At 43.2% G+C, this 3,386-nt stretch carries 3 protein-coding genes; 2 read left to right on the top strand and 1 reads right to left on the bottom strand.

Annotated features, from left to right (window positions below):
- Window positions 1–465: 465 nt before the first annotated feature.
- A complete protein-coding gene (locus LH47_RS14385) occupies window positions 466–2,061 on the top strand; it encodes a CTP synthase (protein WP_043968669.1) in 1,596 nt (531 codons plus the stop codon).
- Window positions 2,062–2,088: 27 nt separating this feature from the next.
- Here LH47_RS14385 and LH47_RS14390 read toward each other — a convergent pair whose 3' ends face one another.
- Window positions 2,089–2,607: a DUF2529 domain-containing protein gene (locus LH47_RS14390; protein WP_043968671.1), complete on the bottom strand. Its 519-nt coding sequence runs from the start codon at window positions 2,605–2,607 to the stop codon at window positions 2,089–2,091.
- Between the two features lie 171 nt (window positions 2,608–2,778).
- Between LH47_RS14390 and LH47_RS14395 the strand changes: the two genes are divergently transcribed.
- Window positions 2,779–3,096, top strand: a complete 318-nt coding sequence (locus tag LH47_RS14395) for a response regulator (protein ID WP_043968673.1) — start codon at window positions 2,779–2,781, stop codon at window positions 3,094–3,096.
- Window positions 3,097–3,386 lie beyond the last annotated feature (290 nt).

The following is a 3,386-nucleotide window of genomic DNA, read 5'->3' on the forward strand; positions in this document are numbered from 1 at the left end:
CTCCAAAAGGGCCGCCAACAAGACAGCGAACACCTTTTGAAGAGTTCTGACTAATTGTTCCTCCAGCTCTTTTAATAAAGGCCATTCTGTGGTAAAATGTTTCATGGACTCTCTCCCTCCTGTTTTATTGATGTTGGTCATCACCATCATAGCAGGGAGAGAGTCCTTTTTGCATGACATTTGCTTTTTTCTACCGCGCTTCGCTTGGTGGCCCCGACGAGCGTCGCGAACAAAAGTTCGCAACCCTCGTCGGGGAATCATTCCTGAATGTCACCCACAAATATTTTACTCACACATGAGGAATTATAACCTTGACTTTTTACATCGATATATGTAGAATTCTGTTTGGGCTCTTTTCATAGAGATACGTTCGCTCCCTTACATATTTGTAAGCGGAGCGTTTTTATTTTTCCCCGAATTCGCACACACTGTAACTATTCCAAATGAGTTGAGGGGGAAGGTTTGATGACGAAATATATTTTTGTGACAGGCGGCGTCGTTTCATCGCTTGGGAAAGGAATTACGGCTGCTTCACTCGGTCGATTATTAAAAAATCGCGGTTTGAAAGTAACGATTCAAAAATTTGATCCGTACATTAATGTTGACCCAGGAACGATGAGTCCGTATCAACACGGAGAAGTGTTCGTCACAGATGACGGGGCAGAAACAGACTTAGATTTAGGTCATTATGAGCGCTTTATTGACATTAACTTAAACAAATACAGCAACGTGACAACAGGAAAAATTTATTCGACCGTATTGAAAAAGGAACGGCGCGGTGACTATTTAGGTGGAACGGTACAAGTTATTCCGCACATTACAAATGAAATTAAAGAACGTGTGTTCCGAGCAGGGCGGGAAACGAATGCTGACGTCGTCATTACGGAAATTGGCGGAACGGTTGGTGACATCGAATCTCTTCCGTTTTTAGAAGCGATTCGTCAAATTAAAAGCGATGTTGGTCGCGATAACGTGATGTACATTCATTGTACGCTTGTGCCGTACATTAAAGCGGCAGGTGAAATGAAGACGAAACCGACGCAACATAGCGTTAAAGAGTTGCGTAGCTTAGGTATTCAGCCAAACGTCATCGTCGTGCGCACAGAAATGCCGATGTCTCAAGATATGAAAGATAAAATTGCTTTATTCTGTGACATTGATCCGAAAGCGGTCATTGAAGCGCGCGATGCCGATACGTTATACGCTGTACCGCTCATGCTTCAAGAACAAAAATTAGACCAAATTGTTTGTGAGCATTTAAAACTAAACTGCAACGAAGCGGATATGACAGAATGGATCGCACTCGTTGAAAAAGTACGCAATTTATCAAACAAAACAACGATTGCGCTCGTTGGAAAATACGTTGAGCTTCAAGATGCGTACATTTCTGTCGTAGAAGCGTTACGTCATGCAGGATATGCGTTTGATGCGGATATAGACATCCGTTGGATTAACTCTGAGCATGTTGATCGCGATAATGTGGCACAGCTGCTTCAAGGAGTAAACGGTATTCTCGTTCCGGGCGGATTTGGCGATCGTGGAATTGAAGGAAAAATTGAGGCGATTCGCTATGCACGCGAGCAACGCATTCCGTTCCTTGGCATTTGTTTAGGTATGCAGTTAGCATCTGTGGAGTTTGCTCGTCATGTCGTTGGGTTAAAAGATGCCCATTCAGCAGAAATTAATCCAAACACACCACATCCGATTATCGACTTATTGCCAGAACAGAAAGATATTGAAGATTTAGGTGGAACGCTTCGTCTCGGCTTGTATCCGTGCAAGCTCGTTGAGGGAACGAAAGCGTACGAGGCATACCAAGATGAGGTCATTTATGAGCGCCATCGCCATCGTTATGAATTCAACAATGAATATCGTACGTTAATGGAAGAAAATGGTTTTGTTTTTTCAGGGACAAGCCCAGATGGCCGTCTTGTAGAAATTATCGAATTGAAAGATCATCCGTGGTTTGTGGCAGCGCAGTTCCATCCGGAATTCACATCTCGTCCGACGCGCCCGCAACCACTTTTCCGCGAATTTATTCGCGCATCGCTAGAAAAATAATAGAGGATGTCCGCTATGGGCATCCTCTTATTCATATTCGGCAACAACTTCTTTTGTCATCAGCACTAAACTATGATAAGCGAACAAAGCGGCGACAGCCGAAGGGAAGCCGATACGTGTGCCATCTTCTGTTGGAACGAGCGGCTGTTTCAAACATAAATCAATATGTACATCGACGTAGTCAACGAGCGACGGTTTCGTTTCCTCTGCGATAGATGACATACCGATCGTCCATATGTTTTGTTCGTGAAGCTGTTTGGCGATGCGAATCGCTTCTTCATCTGTACAAAAGCGCGAAACGATAAGCACGCGGTCAGCGGTTGTTACTTCGTTCATGCTTAGCGGTTTAACGTTCGGCAATTTTTCAGATCCATGTAGCGCTTCAGCAAAGACAGCTTCCATTTCGTCAATGCCGTAAACAAAAATGGTGCCGTTGCTAATGATGGCTTGGGCAAATAAACGGGCAGCATCTTCGAACTGCTCCTCTTCCTGCGCGCTTATTCGCTGAAACACACCTGCAAGCTGCGTCGATAATATTTTTAACATGATCCATCTCCTTCTCATGCGACTTTCGCTTTGTTGCTCATTATATTAAAAAATAAAAAAATGATCAAAATTAAAACATCAAGCAGGATAAATGGTAAAAATTTCGAAATAATGATACGATAATAAAAATAGGAGTTTTACATATGAAAAAGAGAAAATAGAGGTGTTCATATGGCGGGGAAGATTTTGATTGTAGACGATCAGTTTGGCATTCGCATTTTATTAAACGAAGTGTTTCAAAAAGAAGGATATGAAACGTATCAAGCAGCAAACGGTGTTCAAGCGCTCGATTTATTTGCAAAGCACTCCCCGGATTTAGTGTTGTTAGATATGAAAATTCCGGGCATGGACGGGGTAGAAATTTTAAAGAAGATGAAAGAAATGAATGAGCATGTAAAAGTCATCGTGATGACGGCTTACGGTGAACTCGATATGATTCATGAAACGAAAAAGCTCGGTGCGCTGACCCATTTTGCGAAACCTGTGTGAGTAAAATATTTGTGGGTGACATTCAGGAATGATTCCCCGACGAGGGTTGCGAACTTTTGTTCGCGACGCTCGTCGGGGCCACCAAGCGAAGCGCGGTAGAAAAAAGCAAATGTCATGCAAAAAGGACTCTCTCCCTGCTATGATGGTGATGACCAACATCAATAAAACAGGAGGGAGAGAGTCCATGAAACATTTTACCACAGAATGGCCTTTATTAAAAGAGCTGGAGGAACAATTAGTCAGAACTCTTCAAAAGGTGTTCGCTGTCTTGTTGGCGGCCCTTTTGGAGG

It is taken from the genome of Anoxybacillus thermarum, from assembly GCF_000836725.1.
Lineage (GTDB): Bacteria > Bacillota > Bacilli > Bacillales > Anoxybacillaceae > Anoxybacillus > Anoxybacillus thermarum.